At 70.6% G+C, this 19,370-nt stretch carries 19 protein-coding genes and 1 tRNA gene; 5 read left to right on the forward strand and 15 right to left on the reverse strand.

All coding sequences use genetic code 11. The annotated features are described in order from the left end of the window. Positions 1–41: 41 nt before the first annotated feature. Both EXE47_RS09750 and EXE47_RS09755 read left to right on the forward strand, forming a co-directional pair. Positions 42–542 (forward strand): DUF2240 family protein, encoded by a 501-nt coding sequence (locus tag EXE47_RS09750; protein ID WP_199237886.1) that lies wholly within the window; start codon positions 42–44, stop codon positions 540–542. A gap of 1 nt (position 543) precedes the next feature. Next, the gene (locus EXE47_RS09755) at positions 544–972 is read left to right on the forward strand and encodes a hypothetical protein (RefSeq protein WP_086219681.1); all 429 of its coding nucleotides are present in this window, start codon (positions 544–546) and stop codon (positions 970–972) included. Positions 973–1,016: 44 nt separating this feature from the next. On the opposite strand, the gene EXE47_RS09760 is transcribed toward EXE47_RS09755, so the two are convergent. Further along, positions 1,017–2,924, reverse strand: coding sequence for a methyl-accepting chemotaxis protein (locus EXE47_RS09760; protein WP_049930862.1), 1,908 nt, complete (start codon positions 2,922–2,924; stop codon positions 1,017–1,019). Positions 2,925–3,262: 338 nt separating this feature from the next. Here EXE47_RS09760 and EXE47_RS09765 point away from each other — a divergent pair, with 338 nt between their 5' ends. Further along, the gene (locus EXE47_RS09765) at positions 3,263–4,558 is read left to right on the forward strand and encodes a DNA double-strand break repair nuclease NurA (RefSeq protein WP_089308587.1); all 1,296 of its coding nucleotides are present in this window, start codon (positions 3,263–3,265) and stop codon (positions 4,556–4,558) included. Between the two features lie 11 nt (positions 4,559–4,569). On the opposite strand, the gene EXE47_RS09770 is transcribed toward EXE47_RS09765, so the two are convergent. The 9 genes from EXE47_RS09770 to EXE47_RS09810 form a co-directional block, all read right to left on the reverse strand. Continuing rightward, positions 4,570–5,304 carry a CPBP family intramembrane glutamic endopeptidase gene (locus tag EXE47_RS09770; protein WP_089308588.1) on the reverse strand — a complete coding sequence of 245 codons (735 nt, stop codon included), beginning with the start codon at positions 5,302–5,304 and terminating at the stop codon, positions 4,570–4,572. A gap of 80 nt (positions 5,305–5,384) precedes the next feature. Next, positions 5,385–6,671 carry a glucose-6-phosphate isomerase gene (locus EXE47_RS09775; protein ID WP_089308589.1) on the reverse strand — a complete coding sequence of 429 codons (1,287 nt, stop codon included), beginning with the start codon at positions 6,669–6,671 and terminating at the stop codon, positions 5,385–5,387. 101 nt (positions 6,672–6,772) lie between these two features. Further along, a complete protein-coding gene (locus EXE47_RS09780; protein ID WP_089308590.1) occupies positions 6,773–7,873 on the reverse strand; it encodes a DoxX family protein in 1,101 nt (366 codons plus the stop codon). 97 nt (positions 7,874–7,970) lie between these two features. Then, positions 7,971–8,528: a class I SAM-dependent methyltransferase gene (locus EXE47_RS09785; protein WP_089308591.1), complete on the reverse strand. Its 558-nt coding sequence runs from the start codon at positions 8,526–8,528 to the stop codon at positions 7,971–7,973. Between the two features lie 105 nt (positions 8,529–8,633). Beyond that, the gene (locus EXE47_RS09790) at positions 8,634–9,776 is read right to left on the reverse strand and encodes an aminotransferase class V-fold PLP-dependent enzyme (RefSeq protein WP_137708254.1); all 1,143 of its coding nucleotides are present in this window, start codon (positions 9,774–9,776) and stop codon (positions 8,634–8,636) included. An 85-nt stretch (positions 9,777–9,861) separates the two neighbouring features. Further along, positions 9,862–10,203, reverse strand: a complete 342-nt coding sequence (trxA, locus tag EXE47_RS09795) for a thioredoxin (RefSeq protein ID WP_049930851.1) — start codon at positions 10,201–10,203, stop codon at positions 9,862–9,864. A 295-nt stretch (positions 10,204–10,498) separates the two neighbouring features. After that, positions 10,499–10,783: a translation initiation factor eIF-1A gene (locus EXE47_RS09800; protein ID WP_049930850.1), complete on the reverse strand. Its 285-nt coding sequence runs from the start codon at positions 10,781–10,783 to the stop codon at positions 10,499–10,501. Between the two features lie 105 nt (positions 10,784–10,888). Next, entirely contained in the window at positions 10,889–11,635 is a 747-nt protein-coding gene (locus EXE47_RS09805) for an AAA family ATPase (protein WP_049930848.1), read from the reverse strand. A 533-nt stretch (positions 11,636–12,168) separates the two neighbouring features. Beyond that, positions 12,169–12,243: transfer RNA gene (locus EXE47_RS09810), tRNA-Val, on the reverse strand. Between the two features lie 233 nt (positions 12,244–12,476). On the opposite strand from EXE47_RS09810, the gene EXE47_RS09815 reads away from it, so the two are divergent. Further along, the gene (locus EXE47_RS09815; RefSeq protein ID WP_089308592.1) at positions 12,477–13,619 is read left to right on the forward strand and encodes a Xaa-Pro peptidase family protein; all 1,143 of its coding nucleotides are present in this window, start codon (positions 12,477–12,479) and stop codon (positions 13,617–13,619) included. A gap of 59 nt (positions 13,620–13,678) precedes the next feature. Here the strand turns inward: EXE47_RS09815 and EXE47_RS09820 are convergent, their stop codons facing one another. Next, complete coding sequence (locus EXE47_RS09820) at positions 13,679–15,067, reverse strand: NAD(P)/FAD-dependent oxidoreductase (protein WP_089308593.1); 1,389 nt, start codon at positions 15,065–15,067, stop codon at positions 13,679–13,681. A gap of 195 nt (positions 15,068–15,262) precedes the next feature. Between EXE47_RS09820 and EXE47_RS09825 the strand changes: the two genes are divergently transcribed. Next, complete coding sequence (locus EXE47_RS09825; RefSeq protein ID WP_049930843.1) at positions 15,263–16,618, forward strand: sodium-dependent transporter; 1,356 nt, start codon at positions 15,263–15,265, stop codon at positions 16,616–16,618. A 34-nt stretch (positions 16,619–16,652) separates the two neighbouring features. On the opposite strand, the gene EXE47_RS09830 is transcribed toward EXE47_RS09825, so the two are convergent. The 4 genes from EXE47_RS09830 to EXE47_RS09845 all read right to left on the reverse strand — a co-directional run bounded on the left by EXE47_RS09830 (position 16,653) and on the right by EXE47_RS09845 (position 19,349). Next, positions 16,653–17,306 (reverse strand): AIM24 family protein, encoded by a 654-nt coding sequence (locus EXE47_RS09830; RefSeq protein WP_049930842.1) that lies wholly within the window; start codon positions 17,304–17,306, stop codon positions 16,653–16,655. A gap of 123 nt (positions 17,307–17,429) precedes the next feature. Then, positions 17,430–18,095 carry a cytochrome c biogenesis protein CcdA gene (locus EXE47_RS09835; RefSeq protein ID WP_089308594.1) on the reverse strand — a complete coding sequence of 222 codons (666 nt, stop codon included), beginning with the start codon at positions 18,093–18,095 and terminating at the stop codon, positions 17,430–17,432. Between the two features lie 16 nt (positions 18,096–18,111). Beyond that, positions 18,112–18,657: a TlpA disulfide reductase family protein gene (locus tag EXE47_RS09840; protein WP_007345106.1), complete on the reverse strand. Its 546-nt coding sequence runs from the start codon at positions 18,655–18,657 to the stop codon at positions 18,112–18,114. Next, the gene (locus EXE47_RS09845; RefSeq protein ID WP_089308595.1) at positions 18,654–19,349 is read right to left on the reverse strand and encodes an SCO family protein; all 696 of its coding nucleotides are present in this window, start codon (positions 19,347–19,349) and stop codon (positions 18,654–18,656) included. The genes EXE47_RS09840 and EXE47_RS09845 overlap by 4 nt, the downstream gene beginning before the upstream one ends. Positions 19,350–19,370: the final 21 nt, after the last annotated feature.

Consider the following 19,370-nt stretch of genomic DNA (forward strand, 5'->3'; position numbering starts at 1 on the left):
GGTTCGACACGTTTACGCGCCCGCCGGGCCGTTCGTCTCACATGAGTCTGGAGGTCGCCGTCGCCGCCCCGTTCAAGGCTCGGGCACAGGACCGGCTCGGGCAGGGGGAGTTCGTCGTCGTGCTGTCGCTGGAGCGCGAGTGGTTCTCGCCCGACCAGGCGAAGCGGCTCGTCGACGTCGCGCTCGGCCGCGGCCTGCTGGCGTCCGAGGACGGCGATCTGGTCCCGCAGTTCGACCCGGCCGAGGTGACCGTCCCGGAGGGGTTCACCCCGGACGAGTCGGTCCTCCGCGAGCAGTCCACCTTCGAGAGCGCGCTCGACGCCGTCGTCGCCGCGGGCGTCGAGAAGCAGCGCGCCGTCGCCGCGATCAACGAGCGTCAGCGGGCGCTGGCGGTCACCATCGAGGCCGCCGCGGTCCTCTACGCCCGCGAGCAGGGCGTCGCGGTCGACCGCCTCGCGGTCGACGTGCGCGAGGAGCTCGCCGCCGAGGCGGGCGACGCGGGAGGCGATCTGACCGACGCCGACGACTCGGGGGCGGCGTGAGATGGTGACGGACCGACTCGCGGACGGCGTCCGGATCGCTCAGCTCCTCGCCTCCGAGGTGACGGGGAACGAGAGCCGGCTCCGCGGGCTGACCGTCGCCGACGCCGACCCCGACGTCGAGCCGACCGCCGACGGCGCGCTGGCGTACCGGATCGTCCGCGAGCGCGACGGCTCGCCAGACGGGGACGCGTCCGCGGAGACCGACCCCGACCCGACCGTCGCCGAGGTGTACGTCCAGCCGGACCGCGCGCGGATCGAAGCGGTCGCGGCCCCGGACGCGGTCGCGGACGCGGCGAGGGAGGTCGACCTCCGCGTCCGGCCGAAGGCGGTCCGCCCGCCCCGGACGCTTGTGTTCGTGGAGGACGGCGCGGGAGTGAAGCGCGCGCTGGCGGTCCTCGAAGCTGTTCGGAGCGAGTCGGACGATAGATAGCCGGGCAGCGCCGAACCGCGGAAAAACGTCTCGTCGCCGCGCGTCTACTCGCGCTGGCCGCCGTCGCCGACCGCCGCGCTCGGGCCGGGGCCCGACGCGGGACCGGTCCCGCCGCCGGAGACGTCGAAGTCCCGGACGAGCGAGCCGAGCCGCTCCGCCTGCTCCGCGAGCGACCCGGCCGCCGTCGTCGCCTCGCTCATCGCGGTTAGCTGCTCGTCAGCGGCCTCGGCGACCGCGTCGGCCTCGTCGGCGGTCGACCCGCTGATCTCCGCGACCTCCTCGGCCATCGAGACGGTCTCCTCAGTGCTGGCCGCCTGATCGTCGGTGGCCCGGCTGATCTCGCGGATCCCCTCGTCGGTCTCCGCGGCGTTCTCCGACACCCGCGCGAACGCGTCCGCGGCGTCCTCGACGGCGTCGGCCCCGGCGGCGATGTTCTCCTCGGCGCTCCGGACCGCCTCGACGGTCCCCTCGGTCTGCGACTGCGTGGCGCCGATGAGCTCCTCGATCTCGGTGGCGGCGTCCTGCGTCTCCTCCGCGAGCTGCTTCACCTCGTCGGCGACGACCGCGAACCCGTCGCTCCCGCCGCCGCTGCCACCCGCGCGGGCGGCCTCGATGTTCGCGTTCAAGGCGAGCAGGTTCGTCTGCTCGGCGATGTCGCCGATGAGGTCGACGATCTCGCCGATGTCCTCCATCCGGTCGTCGAGCTGCTGGACGGTCCCCGCGGCCGAGTCGAGCGCCTCGCGCGACTCCTCGACGCGGCCGATCGCCGCCTCGGCGGTCTCCTCGCCCTCGTCGGCGATGTCGGCGGTCTGCTCGGCGACCGAGACGACCGTCTCGGTCGAGGAGGCGACCTCCTCGATCGTCGCCGAGAGGTCGTTCATCTCGTCGGACACCTGCCGCAGCATCTCGCGCTGCTCGTCGGCGCCCTCGGCGATCTCCGTGACCGACCGGCTGACGGCCTCGCTCCGGTCGGACGCGGTCTCGACGCCGTCGACCGTGTCCGCGCTCGCGGTCGACACGTCCTGCGCGAACGACCGCACCTCGCCCATCGCCGCGTCGATGTCCTCCATCATCTCGTTGAACGCCGCGCCGATCTGCGCCATCGCCTCGCTCTCGCTCTCCGCGTCGAGCCGGACCGTGAGGTCGCCGTCTGCCGCCCGGCCCATCGCGGCGCTGTAGTCGTCCGCCTTCGTCTCGAGGTGGCTGTTCAGCCGCTCGACCTCCTCCCGGCGCTCCTCGACCTCCGCCTTCGCCGCCTCGACGTCCTGGATCTCCGCCTGCTTCCGCTCCGCCAGTTCCAGCTGCTCGCGCGCCGCCTCGCGCGACTTCTCGATCGAGTACCAGTTGACCATCAGCGCGCTGGCCAGCGCGAGGACGAAGACCGCGTGAATGCCGCCCCAGACGATCGGGTTCTGTATCGCCGCGGTGTGGTTGTAGACGAGACTCGAATCGATGAGGCTGAACGCGCCGTGGCCGACCGCCACGTACACGACGCCGACGGCGAACGGGAGCCAGTCCTCGTACAGCGCGAGCACCCCGATAAACACGAAGAAGCTGAAGTGCGCCTCGATGTAGCCGCCCGACAGCTTGACCATCGCCATCGAGACGGTCATGAGGCTGAACGCGGAGAGCACCGTCCGCTGGCGGCGGCCGAGCCGCGACCAGCTTGCCAGCGCGCCGGTGCCGAGGATGACGGCGACGAACCCGCCGAGCATCCACAGCGGCGTCGCCGGAATCTGCGCGCCGGTGAACGACTCCGTCCCGTTGTAGAGGCCGAGCCCGATCAGCAGCGGCACCTGGACCGCGATCGAAATCAGGATGTTCCGATGCCGCGGGCTCCACATCTCCTCCGGCATCGAGGTGCCGTCCGGGATGTAGCGGATCACGTCCCGCACGCTCTCCGCCAGCCCGCCCGATCCCCCCGCGTCCACGCCGGTCGCAGTCTCTGCCATGGGCGACGATTGTCGCACGGTATAAAAACACGTCGCCTCCAGATATTATCGCTGATACCGTCTCTCAGGTCCTGAGACGCTGGTAATTAAGCCGCTGAGTGATATCGCGCTGACACAATTTACCCCACGACGTTGCCGATTGTTCGGCGATGATCGAACACGTTCGTCTCGGCGGGCGGAATGACCTCATTGAGTGACACGAACTTCACCGGACGGAACCGGTTTCACTGAGCGAACTCCCGCCGAGTGAACCCCCGCTGAGCGAACTCACGCCGGGCGCCCAGGTCGTCGACCGCGCGGCCGACGCCTTTTATATTGGTCCGGCCCGCCGTACGGTCGTGACGCTCGATCCGATCCACGTCGAGAACATCGCCCGGCTCGCGTACGGCATCGGCGGCGACGTGGACGCGACGGACCACGACGACCTCGCCGAGCGCGTCTGGCGGGAGTGGCTCCCCGAACTACGCCGCGACGGCCGGGTCGTGCTCGCGGCGCTCGGCGACCACGAGCGCCATCGGGCCGCCATCGACGACGTGGCGCTCGCCGAGCGCCCGTTCGAGGCGGTCCACGGGCTCGACTCGGGGACGATCAACCCGACGACGTTCAAGAACGGCCTCGTCGTCGACGTCGCCCACGCGGCGATGGCGAGCTCGCCGACCGACCTCGACCTCCACCGCGACCGCACCATCGTGGCCACCGTCCACGCCGGCGACTCGACCGCCGGCTTCGACAGCGAGTGGACGCGCCGCGACGAGGGCCACACCAAGCAGCGCGTCCTCCACGTCCCGCGGGTGAACCGCTACGCGGAGCGGGTCGTCCACGCGCTCGCCTTATACCTCGCGGAGGGGACCCACGCGCTCGACCATGCCGACCGGGTGGAGGACCTGCTCGTCCTCGACGGTCCCATCTACCCGAAGGAGCTGTTCACGTGGGCCGACCGCGACCCGGAGCTCGGCGCGCTCGCCCGCGAGGCGAAGCCGCGCGCGGTGATCGAGAAGTACGTCCGCCTCGTCGAGCGGTTCGTCGAGCGCGACGTGCCGCTGGCCGGCTTCGTGAAGAACCCCGCGAGCGGCACCGCCGTCCGCGCGCTCTCGCGCGCCGGCGTCGAGTCGCCGTGGCCCGACGACACCGCGCTGTTCACCCGGCTGTTGGAGCGCCGCGAGCCGTACGGGGCCGCCGGCGACGGAGAGTTCACCGACGACGACCGGGGCGCAGAGCGCGGCGCGCGGCTCCACGACGACCTCACGTTCACCACGTGGTTCCGCAGCCGCGGCGGCGCGGACGCGCCGATGGCCGCCGACGGCGACGCGCTCGGTGTCGACCGCGAGCTCGACCCCGAGCTGTACGAGCCCACGTTCATGGTCGTCTACGACCCGCGGACCGACGTGACCTACAAGCTGGAGGCGCCGTACGCGTTCACCCGCGACGCGGGGACCCGCGAACGGCTCACCCGGCAGGTGGTCGCCGAGGTGGCGGCGACCCGCGGCCCGCCGGAGCCGGTCGCGAAGGCGGACGCGCTGGCGCGCATCTCAGCCAGCGAGAAGGCGGCGCTCCGCCGGAAGTTCGAGGAGCGGCTCGGCAGCGACCAGCAGGCGACCTACGACGACCTGCGGTGGGGGAAAGAGACGTACTGAACCGGTGCCCCTCAGAGGGCCTGCGCGAGCAGCACCGCGTAGGTGACCGCGTTGTAGATGCCGTGGACCAGCCCCGGCACCACCACGTTGTCCGTCCACTCGTAGAACGCGCCGAGGACGGACCCCAACACGACCACGATACCGACGTACGCCCACTGCTCGACCGGCGTCCCCGAGACCGAGGGGAGGTGGATCAGCCCGAACGCGAGGCTCGCGATGAGCACCGCGGGGACCGCGTCGAACGCGCGGCGGACGGTGCCTTGGACGACGCCGCGGAACAGCAGCTCCTCGACCGGGCCGACCACCGCGAGCGACACCGCGATCATCGCGAGGTAGTACGGGACGGGGTCGCCGGCGGGGACGACCGCCTGATTCTGCCCGGTCGAGAGGCCGACCTGATCGAGCGCGAACAGCGCGCCGTACTGGAACGCGAAGAGGGCGATACCCCCGCCGACGATGATCGCCGCTTCGCGGGCGTCAGGGCGGGAGATCCGGGCGAGCGTCCACTGGTCGGTGATCGCGAGGTAGCCGGCGACCGCGATCGCGAACCCGACGAACTGGAGCAGCGTCTGAAGGAGCTGGTAGCCGGTCGTGCCCTCCGACACCAGCCCGAGGGAGGCGGCCAGCTCCGCGCCCGGCGCGGTGATCGCGCTCGCGACGAGGAGCGCGAACACGATCGCGAACAGGGCGCTCGCGACGCGGAACACGCGCTGGCCGACCGCCGAGGCCAAGGGGTCGTCGCTCATTACAGTGAACACGACTCGCAAGGGCTTTAGACGCACCGGAAGGGGATCGGCGCCGACGACGTCCCCACTCGCAGAGCAGATCAGTCTATTCGCAGCTCGCGCTTCTCCGCGACCGCCTCGGCCTCCTCGAAGTCGCCGCCGCCGAGCAGCCCGCGGGCCGCCTTCTTGCCCCATTCGACGGCGGGCTGGGTGAACGTCGAGACGCTCGCGAGCTCGCCGTACAGCACGCAAGCGGCCTCCATCCCGAACAGGAGTTCGCCGAGCGCGCGTTCGTCGACGCGGTCGATCTCGACCCGCACGTTGGGGACGTCGGCGGCCGCGAGGCTCGCCTCAGTCGCCTCGAACTCGGCGTCGAGCAGGCCGCCGAGCGACGAGCCGCCGAGGTACGCGAGCCCGTCGAGGTCCGTCTCGGGGATCGGCGCGTCGGCGCGCTCTGTCGGCCGGACGAGCGTCACCAGCTTGTCGGGTGGCCCGGCGCGGTACAGCTGGAGCTGGGAGTGTTGATCGGTCGCCCCGAGCGCGCGCGCCGGGGTCTGCCCCAGCCCGTCCTTCCCGAGGCTCTCGGCCCACAGTTGGGCGAACCACTCCGCGAACGTCTCCAGCGACTCGGCGTACGGCATCACGGCGTTGGTGAGCGCGCCCCGCTCCGCGAGCGCGTACGTCGCCGCCCCGTAGGCGTACGCGGGCGAGTCGTACAGCGACCCGGCGAGCGCGTCCATCCCGTCGCGGCCCCCTGCGAGGACGGCCTCGACGTCGTGGCCCTGGAGCGCGGCGACGGCGAGCCCGACCGTCGACAGCGCCGAGAAGCGCCCGGGGACGCCGTCGGGCACCGGGAGCGACGGAAGGTCGTGGCGGTCGGCCAGCCGGCGGAGGTTCCCCGACTCGCCCGTCGTGACGAGGGTGCGCTCGGTCCAGTCGACGCCCGCGTCGGCCATCGCCTCGCGGACGACGAGGAAGTTCGCGAGCGTCTCCGCGGTCGTCCCCGACTTCGACACCACGTTGACGACGGTGTTGTCGAGCGGGAGGTCGGCGAGGCGGCGCCGCGTCTCGTCGGGGTCGACGTTGTCGAGGACGTACGCGTCCACGTCGCTGTCGAGGGCGTTCGACAGCGTCGCCGCGCCGAGCGCGCTGCCACCGATCCCGACCGTCAGCACCGCCTCGGGGCGGTCGAACCCCTCGACCGCGGCGTAGATCGCGTCCGGGTCCGCGGTCTCGGGGAGCGTCAGGGCGGCGTACCCGAACTCGTCGTCGGCCATCCCGGCCGCGATCCGCTCGTGCGCGGCCGCGACGCGGTCGTCGAGTCGGTCCAGCGTTGCCGTCGTGAGCCCGGGCGTCGTCGCCAGGGCGTTGCCGAGGTCCACTCGCATACCTCCCTCACCGCGCGAGAGTAACTTAAAAGCCGGCGGGGGGTCGCGGTCGCGGCGCCCGCCCGCGGTCGTGGCCCGTCACGGACGAGCACCCGTCGCGGTCAGTCCGCCGCGACCGCCGAGTCGTCGCCGTCGAGCGCCGGCCGACCGAACCAGTAGTCGAACGCGAGCGGGCCGGAGCCGAGCGTGAACACCGCCGACGCCATCCCGAACAGCGCCACGTGCGCGAGGACGGGGTCGTCCGGGAGCCCGAACAGGGTCGTCGTGAACAGGACGAACGAGAGCGCGGCCGCGCCGCGGGTGAAGAAACCCGCGATCAGCGCGAGCCCCACGGCGACCTCGGTCACCCCCGCGCCGACGACCCACAGCCCCGGGTCGACCGGGACCACCGCCGTGAGGTCGTACTTCTCGACAACCTGGAGCGCGCTCGCGGGGTCGGCGAGCTTCTGAATGAGGCCGAGGTAGACGAACGAGACGCCCATCCCGACCCGGAGCACCGTCGGGACGTAGCGCCGCAGCGGGGCCGTCGACTCGTCGAGGAACGACTTGAGGTACTGGACGGGGTCGACCCGGCCGTAGTACGAGCCCGGCGTGCTCGCGACCGCCAGCAGCATGTCGTCGGCGCTCGGGCGGCCGCCGCCGAGGATCAGCAGCGCGAGGAACACCGGGACGTACTCCACGGCGAGGAAGACGAGGGGGTCGACCGCGAGGAACACCCACGCGTACGTCAGCAGGCCGACCGTCGCGGTGATCCGCGTCGCCAGCCCGAAGAGGGTGAAGAACCCGAGCCCGATGAACAGCACCCGGAAGAGCGGGCTCGCCCCGGTGTCGAACGCGAGCGTCGGCGCGAAGAGATACCCCTCGAAGCCGGCGCCGACGAGCGGGAGCCCGACGGCGAGGCGGAGCATCCACGGGACGAGGTCGGCGTACCCGGCGAGCTTTTCGCGGAGGACGACGATGTCGACGATCGTCGGTCGCACCCAGAGGTACGCCGCGATGCCGACGAGCCCGAGCGCTCCGGACCCCGCGAACAGCGCCGCGTTGAACGGGTCCGAGAGCACCTCGATGACGAACGCCACAGCGTCGAGCGGGTCGCCGGAGTCCTCGGTGACGTAGTCGACGTGGGCCGCGGCCGGTCGCGCGGCGAGCGTCGCGAACATGGCGAGCGCGGCGACGGCTACCGATCGGTGACGGACGGACATACCCCTCGTACGGGCTGGATACACCTAACGGTATTTCTTCACGAACGTTCGAATGCGACGGTGTGGCGGCGGTTTCGGACAGATACGGGACGGTCGTTTAGGGTGCCCGCGCGACGACGCCGAACGTTTCGGTCCGCGTCTCGGCGCGCTCGATCTCGAACCCGGCGTCGACGAGCGTTTCGCGCGCGTCGCGCGCAGCGAAGCGCTCGTCGACCGGCGGCCCGTGGTCGCCGTCGCCGTCGGCCGACCAGTCGAACACGACGAGCCGCCCGTCGGAGCGGAGGACGCGGGCGAGCTCGCCGATCGCGTCCGGACTCGCGAACTCGTGGTACGTCATCGTCGAGCACGCCCCGTCGAGTTCGCCGTCGGCGAGGGGGAGGTCCGAGACGTCGCTCGCGACGAGGTCGACGTTCTCCGGGAGCCCCTTGTCGCGGTAGTACTCGTGCATCTCCGACTGGACGTCGACGCCGTAGACGGTCTCGGCGTGTTCGGCGACGGCGTCGGTGTAGAAGCCGGTACCGCTGCCGAGGTCGGCGACGACCGCGGCGCCGACCTCGACCAGCGGGCCGATAAGCTCCTCCGCGGAGACCCATCGGTAGCGGCTCGGGCGCTCGAGTTGCGACGCCTGCTCGGCGTCGAACGTGTGGAATCCCATGGGCGGTATTGCGCGTCGAGTACTAAAACGCGTCCGGTCGAGGCGCGTGCGACTGAGCCGACGCGACCCCGCGACGTGGAACGGGACGGCGACCCGTCCCGCCGGTCACCACTCGGGTTCCAGCGCGTCGAGGAGCCGGTCGACCTCCGCCTCCGTCGAGACGGCGTGGACCGACACCCGGATCCCGTCCGGGTGCGGGAGCGACCGGACGACGATGTCCCGCTCGCCGAGTCGCTCGACGGTCGCCTCCGGGTCGTCGACGTCGATCGTCACGAGCCCGGACTCGAACGCCCGCGGGCTGAGGAGTCGATCCTCGGGGACGCCGTCCTTGAGCCGGTCGGTGAGCGCCTCGATCCGCGCCTCGATCGCGTCGAGGCCGACCGCCTCGATGGCGTCGAGCGCCTCGACGAGGCCGACGTGCGCCGCCGCCGTCGTCGTCCCGACCTCGAAGCGCCCTGCGGCCGGCTTGAACTCGATCTCGTCGCCGGTCGGGTCCTCGACGCCGCGGTAGCCGACCGCGTGGGGCGCGAGATCGGCCGCGGCGTCGCGGTCCACGTAGAGGAATCCGGCGCCCCACGGGCCGAGCGTCCACTTGTGGCCGGCCGCGGCGACCGCGTCGGCGCCCCACTCGCTCACGTCCATCGCGCCCTGCCCGGGCGACTGAACCGCGTCGACGAGGGTGAACGCGCCCGCGTCGTTCGCGACCGCAACGAGGTCGGCGACGGGGAGGCGGGTGCCGTGGGTCCACGTGATCGCGCTGAAACAGACGAGCCGGGCGTCCGCGACCGCCGCTGCGTACTCGTCGCGGTCGACGCGGCCCGCCTCCGTTTCGAGGACGCGGACTTCGACGCCCTCGCGTTCGAGGCGCTTCCACGGGAGGACGCCTGCCGGGTGTTCGAGATCGGTCCGGACGACCACGTCGCCCGGTTCCCAGTCGATCGCGCCGGCGACGCGGGTGATCCCGTCGGTCGTGCTCTCCGTCAGCGCGACCTCCTCGGGGTCGGCGCCGACGAACGCCGCGATCCGCTCGCGAACGCGGTCGTACGTCTCGAACGCGTGGCCGTACGGGTCGGTGGTCGCGGAGCCGTACTCGTGCTCCTCGATGAAGGACTCGGCCGCCTCGACGACGTACTCCGGGCTCGGCCCGTGCGCGCCGAAGTTGAAGTACGCCGCGTCGCCGAGGGCCGGGACGTCCGCGCGGAGCTCTCTCGGGGTCATACCGTCGTCGTCGAGTTGGATCGTTCTCATGGTGTCGGTTTCGGCGACTCGGGCCGCGATGGCCGGCGCGGTCCCGCGTCTCGGGTGTTCAGTGTGTGACGCCTGTCGGACCGATTCAGGCGGTGTGTTCGCCGACCGCGTCGGTCAGCGCCTGCTCGCTCTGCGCGCCGACCATACGCTCGACCGGCTCACCGTCGGCGAACACGAGCAGCGTCGGGATCCCCTGGACGCCGTACTCGCCGGCCAGGGCCTGGTGGACGTCGACGTCGACCTTCAGCACCGCCGCGTCGGTGTCGCTCGCGACCGCCTCGACGGCGGGCTCCATCATCCGGCACGGACCGCACCAGTCGGCGTAGAAGTCGACGAGAACGACATCGTTCTCGGCGACTCGGTCGTCGAACGCGTCGGCGTCGTCCAGCTGGATCGGTTCTGCGGGAGCGGCTTCTGTCGAACTCATACCACCGGGTACACGCCCGGGACTGATAACGGTTTTGGATATAGACCACAATACTACACACTACGGAGGATGAGCCGGAGCGACTCGGCCGCCCCGGCCGCTCTCGATCGGTCCCGATTCCGGCGGAATCGGTGGCCGTCGCCGTACTGACCGTATCTTTCCGCTGGCCGGTTCGGGGACCGAGACGACCCGCTGCCGGGTCGCGGCGTAATCGAGAAGAGCGGCGAGAGCATCGATCGGTGACAACACGACTGCGCGTCCGGGGCGGTCCGCTCGCCCGACGAGTCGGGCGTCGCTACTGGATGTGGCCTTCGCGGCGGAGCTGGTCGGCGTCCTCGTCATCGTACCGCCACTCGACGTTCGCCTTCTCGTCCTGCCAGTCCCACGGCTCGGCGAGGACCACGTCGCCCTCGTTGATCCACGTGCGGTACTTCATGCGGCCGGGGATCCGGCCGAGTCGTTCCTCGCCGTCGGCGCAGCGCAGTTGGACGTGGTTGCCGCCGAGGTGTTCTGTCACTACAGCGAACACTTCGTCGTCGTTGGGCATGCGGAGGTTCTTCCGCCCGGATTCTTCGCTCATACCTTCCGTTGTGCGCTCGCCCGTATAAGTGATTGGAGACGCGTGTGTGCGCCCGTCACGCGATCCGTTCGCACGACGACGGCGCCCCGGAGCGCCGGACCGAACTCACTCCGCGTCGGTGAGCGTGGTCGACCGATCGTCTCCGTCAACGGTCGAACCTTCGACGGCCGTACCTTCGCCGGTCGCGTCGCCGTCGGTCGCGTCGTACCCGGCCGCGTCACCGTCGGTCGCCCGCTCGCCGAACGCCGCGTCGACCTGCGCGAACGTCTCAGCCTCGGTCCCGGAGTTGTCGACGACGACGTGCTCCGACGCCACCTCGTCGAACAGCTCCTTGAAGTGGAGGTGGATCTCGAAGTCGGCGTCGCTGATCCCGTCTCGGCGCTCGATCCGGCGCTCGACGACCGCCTCGTCGCAGGCGACCTCGACGAGGTCGAACTCGGCCGCGGCCTCGGCGGCCGTCTCCTGGGCGTCCGCCCGGAACCGGGCATCCGCGAACGTCGCGTCGAGGACGACGGCGCCCCCGTCGTCGACGTCGTCCCGAGCGCGCGCGAGCAGTTCGGCGTAGACCGCCTCGGTCTCCGCGTCGGTGTACTCCGGGTCGTCGAACAGCTGCTTGCGTATCACGTCGGTCCGCCGGATCCGCCCGTCGACGTGGTCGGCGATCCGCTCGGCGACGGTCGTCTTGCCGACGCCGGGCAGCCCGCAGACGACGACCAGTCGCCCGGTCGACGCGCCGTCGTCGGCGACCGGGGCGGACGAGGTCGGCGACGCCGGATCGAAGGAACCCGCCGTTTCACCGCTCGAAGCGGGGGATTCGGTTCGGTCCGACGGTCGACCGCCTCGGTCACTCATCTACCGCTATTCTCCGGGGTGAGGTAAAAGAAACTTCTCATTAGCCACCCCCGACCGACGCGGTGAGGTCCCCCGGCTCGCGGCGGATCAGGACCCCTCGACGTACCGCCGGATCAAGCGTCCGTCCCGGGCCGTCCACCGATAGCCGATGGAATTAATCGAGTATCGTTGCGAGAGCAGCGACGAGCAAGGCGACGATGGTTCCGACGAGGAGGCCGGAAGCCGCGGCCATAGTCACAGAGAGGTACAGTGACAATCCGGTTACCGCCACGACCGCGACGATTACAACCGGGAGTTGTAGCGCAAATCGGGAGCCGAATTCGGAGGTGGCCTCGGATCGGAAACTTATGCTCGGAGGGAAGAATCTCTGCTCAGAAAATCTCTCCGAACGACGGGTTTGCGATCACAGTCTGATGACTCGTTCAGTGTTCAGTTAGACAGAATAACGCACTGCCTCCGCTGAACTCGTCGCTATATCGTCCGGTGATTACATCCGGGACTCCCGCCGTCGAGTGGTATCGGCCGCAAGAAAGTGGGTTGGGGCGGATTTGAACCGCCGGCCTCCTCCATGTCAAGGAGGTGTCATAACCGGACTAGACTACCAACCCGAAGGGGCTTACTGACGCGTCTCGTCGTTTCCGTGGGACGTAATTGAACCTTTCGTTTCGAACCGCCCGCGGGGCCGGCCCGGCGGCTCGATCGGGAGACAGCGCGGCGACGGTCGCGGCCCAGGCGGGTCGTCGGTCGGTGTCGACCGGACGGCGGGTACGGAGCGGTCGCACGGCGTCCGCGCGCAGACGGCTTCCGACCGGTTTTACCCGTTCGGCGACAGTCCGTCCGTATGGTCGACCTTGCCGCCCGCACGGACAGGCTGGACGCCTACCTCGCCGAGCGCGGACTCGAAGCGGTCTGGTTCGCGCGGCCGAACGGGTTCGCGTGGCTCACCGGCGGCGACAACGTCGTGGACGCCGACGCGGCGACGGGCGTCGCGGCCGCTGGCTACGACGGCGAACTCCGCGTAATCGCCGACGACATCGAGGCGGACCGGCTCGCCGACGAGGAGCTTCCGGACGCGTTCGCGGTCGAATCGTTCCCGTGGTACGCCGACTCACTCGCCGCGGCGGTCGCCGAGCGGTCGCCCGCGCCCGCCGCCGCGGACTTCGACGTGCCCGGCTTCGAGGCGGTCGACGGGAGCCGGCTCCGACAACCCCTCACCGACGACGACGTCGAGCGGTACCGCGAGCTGGGTCGGGAGGTCGCGGCCGCCGTCGAGACCGTCTGCCGGAACCTCGAACCCGACGACCCGGAGTACGAGGTCGCGGCCGGCATTGACATCTCGCTCGCCTCCCGCGACGTGGACACGCCGGTCGTCCTCGTCGGCGGCGCGGAGCGAGCGCAGGCGTTCCGCCACTACACCCCGAGCGACGCCGCGCTCGGCGACTACGCGCTCGTCTCGGTCACCGCGGAGCGGGCGGGGCTCTACGCCTCGATGACGCGGACGGTGGCCTTCGACGCGCCGGACTGGTTCGAGGAGCGACACCGCGCCGCGGCGCGCGTCGAGGCCACCGCGATCCGAGCCACCGAGGCCGCGGCGGCCGGGACGCTCGTCGGAGGAGACGGTGACGCCGCGTCCGCGGACGCCCCCGACGCCGCCGGCGACGTGTTCGAGGCGATCCGAGAGGCGTACGACGCGGTCGGCTTCGCCGACGAATGGGAGAAGCACCACCAGGGCGGCGCGGCCGGGTTCGCGGGCCGAGAGTGGATAGCGACGCCCGACGGCGACGAGCCCGTCCGGTGGCCGATGGGCTACGCGTGGAATCCGACGGTCCGAGGAACGAAAAGCGAGGACACGCACCTCGTCGCGCCGGACCTGACGGAGCGGCTCACGAAGACCGGTCGGTGGCCGACCCACGAGACCGAACCGGTTGACGTGGCGGGGATCGACGCGGAGCCGGTGGAGCTGGCGGCGCCCGTGATCCGGTAGCGGGACCGGTCTCGTCGGGGGGCAGCGCTGCCGGCGACGCGGTCGACGGCGTCCGCGGGTCAGTACACGTACTCGCTCTCGTCGATGCCGACGTACCCCTTCTTCACCCGGCGCTTGTTCCACTTGTAACCGGCCAGCAGCTTGAGCGACTCCCACCCGGAGCGGTACGGCTGCGAGAGGAGGTCGTCGCCGGTCTCGGCGGCGAGCATCGCGTCGGCCGCGCCGATGACGCGGTCCCAGTCGGCGGGCTCGTACTCCGCGACCATGTCGGCCATCGTCACGTTGCGGACGACCTCGTCGCCGATCGCTTCCTTCCAGCGGCGGTTATACGAGGCCAAGTCGCCCTCGGCGGCGAGTTCGCCCGCGATCGCGCCGGTTCGGACCGCGACGTGATCGCCGCCCTCGTGGAACGCCGACGTGGTCCCCATCGCGCCGCCCGCGACCGCGATGCCGGCCTCCACGGGTGAGTCGATCGGCCGGGTAGACGAGATCGGGTACGTCTCCGTCCCGCCCCGCTTGCCCGCGTCCTCGACGAGCGGGAACTCCTCCTCGATGTCGTACTCCTCGCCGTACTGCCACTCCAAGAGTCGGCGGATGTACTCGCCGCCCTGCGGGATCGACTCGTCGTCCTCGCGGAGGAGGGCGTACTCCGAGGCGTCGATCTCGTCCATGTCGAGGCCGATCGGCATCGTCAGCCCGACCCGGCAGACGCGGTCCGCGTTCGGGAAGATCCACGGGTACGCGGTCTCGCCCGGCATCACGCCCCACCAGAAGACGAGCGCGTCCTCGACCTCCTCGAACACGTCTTCGGGAACGCGCCGATACTCCTGATACGCGATGTGGTTGGCGGTCCGGGAGGCCAAGCGCTCGGAGGCCTGCGCGTCCGCGGGCAGGTACTCGTCGAGGACGCGGTTCGTCACCGTCCGCTGCGGGCCGTCGGTGAGAACGACGAAGTCGGCGCCGACGGTGCCGCCGTCCGCGATTTCGAGCGTGTGGCGCGGGTCGCCGTCGGCGGGGCCCACCGAGAGGTCAGTGTCGACGCCGCGAACGGAGGTCCCGACGCGGTACTCGGCCCCGGCCTCCTCGGCTCGGTCGCGGAGCCAGTCGTCGAACCGCGCCCGCTGGAAGGTGTAGCCGAACTTGTCGTACGAGGAGTCGATGCCGGTGGAAGTGAGCGTCGCCGACTCGTCGGGCCCCCGGAACTCGGCGCGGTTCAGCTCGCGTTGAATTACTCCGTCGTCGAACTCGTCGGGGTGGATCCCCATGATGTCCACCCAGTAGTCCAAGATCCCGGCCGCGTCGGTCGAGTCGGGACCGAGGCCGTCGCGGTCGGCCCGGGGGACCCCTTTCTCGACGACCAAGGCGTCCGCCCCGCCGGTCGCGGCCGCGTGCGCCGCGGACGACCCGGCCGGCCCGCCGCCCACGATCGCGACATCTACGCGTTCCATACCTCGTGAGGTCCCTGTCCGGCTATTAAATTCACGGTCCCCGATGCGGGTCCGACCGGCCGACGTGTCGACGGACGCACGGCGGCGAACGTTCGTTTCCGGGCCGGTGACCGATTGATCATGTTCGATTATCAGCAGTAAGCGGCCCAGAGAGACACGTTTTTATCGGGGAGAGGGATTTCATCCAGCACACCAATGGCACGCGAGACGTGGGCGACGCGGGCGGGGTTCATCCTCGCCGCGGTCGGGAGCGCGGTCGGGCTAGGGAACATCTGGCGGTTCCCGTTCATCACCGGCCAGTACGGCGGATCGTCGTTTCTGATCACCTACCTCGCGTTCGTCGCGCTGATCGGGTTCCCGGCGATCCTCGTGGAGTTCGTCATCGGGCGCCGCACCGACCGGAACCCAGTCGGGGCGCTTCGGGAACTGGGCAGCGGCGTCTGGTCGTCCGCCGGCTGGCTGTTCGTCGTCACCGGCTTCATCATCCTCTCGTACTACAGCGTCGTCGCGGGGTGGTTCCTGCGCTACACGCTCATCGGGATCACAGAGGGGTTCACCGTCGCCGACCCGGCGGCCGCGGACGCGCTGTACGAGTCGGTCTCGACCGGGCTCGACACCCTCCTCTTCCACGCCATGTTCATGCTGCTCGTCGTCGGGATCATCGCCGCCGGCGTCAGGCGGGGGATCGAACTGAGCGTGAAGGTGATGGTGCCGGCCATACTCGTCCTGCTCGTCGGACTGGCCGCGTACGGGTTCACCCTCGACGGCGCGAGCGCGGCGTACGCCTACTACCTCTCGCCCGACTTCGCCACAATCGCCGCGAACTGGACTGAGATCCTCCCCGCCGCCGCCGGACAGGCGTTCTTCACGCTGTCGCTCGGGATGGGCGTGATGATAACGTACGCCTCCTACCTCGGCGAGGACCGGAACCTCGCGGCCGACGCCGGGATCATTGCGGCGCTGGACACGCTCGTCGCCGTCCTCGTCGGCTTCGTCGTCTTCCCCGTCCTCTTTTCGATCGGGATCGAACCGGGCGCCGGCGGCCCGCGGACGATCTTTGTGAGCCTCACCGCCGCGTTCGCGGGCATTCCCGGCGGCCGGATCCTCGGCGTCGTCTTCTTCGGCATGGTCGGGATCGCCGCGCTCTCCTCCGCGATCAGTATCCTCGAGGTGCTCGTCTCCTACCTCATCGACGAGGTCGGCGTCGCCCGGGTGCCCGCGTCGGCCGCGCTCGGAGCCGCCGTCTTCCTGCTCGGCGTCCCGGTCACGATCGACTCGATCTTCCTCGGCCTGTACGACGGGCTCGCGGACGGGATCCTGCTCGTCCTCGGCTCGCTTCTGCTCGCGCTGTTCGTCGGCTGGGTGATCCCGGACGTCGGCCGCGAGGAGCTCAGAAAGGGGATCGCTGACGGCGCCGGCCTCGACGCAGTCTGGATCTGGGCGGTCCGGGTCCCGATCCTGATCGTCGTGGTCGTCGTGCTGTACCTCGGCGTCGTCGACTACGTCGGCTTCCTCACCGGCGACTTCGCCGGCTGGCTGGCGGCGCGATAGCCCCGGGCTACCGGGCTGACTTCCCGTCGCCGCCTCAGACGTGTTCCTCGCGCGGCTGGACCACGACGAACCCCTCGCCGCCGAAGCGCATCTGGTAGCGCTCGCCCGACTCCTGGCCGATCATGTCCGAGAGGCTGCGGTTGACCTCCACGTCCGGCGACGTGCCGCTCCACGCGACGGTCGCGCTCGGGTCGGTCGACACCGGCGGTTCGAGGACGATCGGGTCGCCGTGGGTGGTGATCGCGACGTAGCCCGGCCCCTCGAGGTAGACGTTGCTGAAGCCCCCGGCGAGCGCGCCGGCGAGGCTGTCGATCGTGTTGATCTCGTAGGAGAGCGACTCCTCGAAGGCGAGCACGTCCTCGCCGTTGACCGTGATCGACTCGCCGGCGTCGAGCTCGACGACTTGGACCTTCTTGCCGTCGTCGGCGAAGTAAACGTGGCCCTGCCCCTCGACGGCCATGATCGGCGTTCCTTCGCTCGTAGCGGCCTCCTTGAGGAACCCGGTGATACCGCCCTCCGCGGAGGCCTTCCCGGTGAAGGACACGTCGCCCGTGAACGCCACCATCGAGCCGGCCTTCGCCATGACGGTGCCGTCGACGTCGACGTCTAGGGTGTAGCTGTTCTCGCGCTGGAACGGTTCCGCGCTGTCGGTCGGTGCGTTCGCGGCGGTGAACTCGTCTAGGTTCATAGTACGGGGACCGAACCGATCGGTTCGGCTGTACGGAAGTTCCGCTGTATCGATTAAGAATCTACGGGACCCGTTTCGGGGAGCGAGACGCGGCCCGTCCGTGTTCGGGAGACGAGTCCGGCCTCAGTACACGACCAGCGAGAGGTACAGCTGGCCGGTCCCCGCGACGATCATCACGGCGCCCGCGATCCGCTTCAGCAGTCCCGCGTGGTTCATCACCCGGTTGGCGTTGCTGACGAGACCGACGCCCGTCGCGACGGTCGTCGCGGCCATCAGGACGGCGACGGTGCCGGCGTAGACGCCGAGGAGGAGTACCGCCGTCTCGGACGGGAGCGCGATCGCCCGGGCGACGACGCTGAGAAACACCGGGGCCACACAGCCGGCGCCGGCCAGCGCGTACCCCGCGCCGAAGACGCCGAACCCAAACACGCTCGACCGCCGCTCCGGCAGCGGCACGGATATCGACGGCGCGCGCCCGGAGACCACGAGCAGTCCGAAGGCGATCAGCAGCCCGCCGACGAGCGTCTCGAACACCGTGATGTTCGACAGCGTCGAGTAGCCGATCCGGACGGTCGCGCCCGCGAGCAGCGCGAACGTCGCTAACACGCCGACCGCGGCCGCGATCCCTCGAGCCCCCGCCCCGACGACGGACGCGGAGTCGGCGTCGACGGAGTTCACGTAGAAGCCCACGTATCCCGGCAGGAGCGGGTACGCGCACGGCGAGAAGAACGTTGTCACACCCGCGGTCACGGCCAGCGGGACGTTTGTCGCAAGCGAGACGTCGGTCATGAGTCGGGTCGCCCCGTCATCCGTCGAGCGCCTGCCGTATACCCTCGATGAACTCCTCGGTGGTGTGGGTCCCGGACGTGGCCCAGCGGACGCGCCCGGAGGCGTCGACGGCGCGCGCGCTCGGGTAGCTTCCGACGTTGAGTCGCGCCGCGAGTTCGGCGGAGACGTCGGCGGCGACGAGCCAGTCGCCGTCGTTCTCCCGCCACCAGTCGGCCACCGTCTCCTCGCTGACCGCCTCACCGACGGGCTCCGTCGTCACCGACACGAACAGCACCTCGTCGCCGATCCGATCGTGCGCCTCCGCGAGGGCCGGCATCTGCTCGGCGCAGGGCGGACACCACGTCCCGAAGAAGTCGACGAACGTCGGTCGGTCCGGGGCGGGCAGCGTCACCTCGCCATCGCGGCTCCCCGGCGCGTCGACCGTGTCGAGCGTTATCGGCTCGACGAGTTCGGGCGCGTCGCTGCCACCGAGCGCGTCCGGTACCCCGCCGGTCGCGACGGCCCCCGCGCCGCCGAGGACGCCGACGCTCGCGAGCCCCGCCAGGAGGTGCCGTCGCCTCACGCCGTGACCACCCGTCGGAAGTCGTCGACGATCCGTTCGACGTCGGTGGCCGGCCCGCGCGGGTACGCCCGCTCGACGATACCCCGCTTGTTGACCAGCAGGATGAGCCCGTAGTGCGGGAACGCGTACTCTAGGTTCTCGTACTGCTCGCCGTCCGTCTTCTCGATCTTGAGTCCGAAGTTCTCGTCCATCAGCTCCACGCCCGCCTCGTAGCTCTCCGGGCGGAGGAAGTGCCAGTTCCCGGCGTCGAGGTCGACGCCGCGCTGCCCGGCGTACTCGCGGAGCACGTCCGCCGTGTCGCGCTCCGGGTCGAAGGTGAGCGGGAGGAACGCGGCCTCGTCGCCGAACCCCTCTTCGGCGGCGACCTCCTGCGCGCGCCGCAGCCGGAGGATGAGCGCGGGACAGACGCCGTCGGGGCAGTTGGTGTAGAAGGACGTCCACAGGAACGCGCGTTCGCCCTCGAACTGCGTCGTCGATATCTCCTCGCCCGCGATCGGGTCGGGAACGGTGAACTCGGGCATCTCGTCGCCGTGGATCGGGTGGACCGGCTCGCCGCGATTCTGTTCCGGCGGGCCGAGGATCGTCCCGTCGTCGCCGGAGTCGCCGAGGACGCCGGCGCAGCCGGCCGTGGCGGTCGCGCCGGCGGCGGTTCCGGTGGCGGCGAGCGATCGGAGGAAGTGGCGGCGCTCCATGTCGTTGCCCGAACTACGTAG

The sequence above is a fragment of the Halorubrum sp. GN12_10-3_MGM genome, from assembly GCF_005435235.1.
Taxonomy (GTDB): Archaea; Halobacteriota; Halobacteria; order Halobacteriales; family Haloferacaceae; genus Halorubrum; species Halorubrum ezzemoulense.